Annotated in this window: 2 pseudogenes; both read left to right on the top strand. The window is 30.3% G+C overall.

The window, feature by feature from the left end:
- Window positions 1–163: 163 nt before the first annotated feature.
- A pseudogene (locus K4H96_RS00245) lies at window positions 164–475 on the top strand (ABC transporter transmembrane domain-containing protein); the annotation flags it as partial.
- A 39-nt stretch (window positions 476–514) separates the two neighbouring features.
- Window positions 515–703: pseudogene (locus K4H96_RS12295) on the top strand (ATP-binding cassette domain-containing protein); the annotation flags it as partial.
- Between the last annotated feature and the right edge of the window lie 40 nt (window positions 704–743).

Raw genomic sequence — 743 nt, 5'->3', positions numbered from 1 at the left:
AAGAAAGACTAATGCTAATCGCCATTCTATATAGATAATGGCAACCACACTCATGATAAGGGTCCCTAAATTTGCAATTAGAGAGATTCTAGGAATCAATAAATTTTCTTGAATAAGGTCACTATTTTTGGTGATATTATTTAAGAAATCTGAATGGTTACGGTTGTCAAAAATGACAAACTTTATTAATGGTTTTGAACAAATTAAGTTATTAAATATTCAAAGCTGGACCCAAGAAAAAATTCAGGGAATCAGTTTAGAATTTGAAGAGTCCAGAAAGACATATCAATTCTTAAAAGACTTAGCTTCAACTACTGGAATTTTACTAAGTTTTGGCTCTCAACTATCCTGTATGGTCGCTGGTATCTTTTTTGTAAGAAATAACTTACTGACTATTGGACTACTAGTAGCAAGTATTCAATTATTAAACGGTGTTTTTGCTCCACTACAATCTATTCTTTACAATAAAAATTTAAGATAGGAATAAGAACAAGAGATAAAGAACCACAGTAAAAAATTCTTAAAAGACTTAGCTTCAACTACTGGAATTTTACTAAGTTTTGGCTCTCAACTATCCTGTATGGTCGCTGGTATCTTTTTTGTAAGAAATAACTTACTGACTATTGGACTACTAGTAGCAAGTATTCAATTATTAAACGGTGTTTTTGCTCCACTACAATCTATTCTTTACAATAAAAATTTAAGATAGGAATAAGAACAAGAGATAAAGAACCACAGTAAAA

Source organism: Streptococcus sanguinis (assembly GCF_020729765.1).
Lineage (GTDB): Bacteria > Bacillota > Bacilli > Lactobacillales > Streptococcaceae > Streptococcus > Streptococcus sanguinis_Q.
Note: the sequence above shows the minus strand (reverse complement) of the source record. Positions and strands in the feature narration are given on the sequence as shown.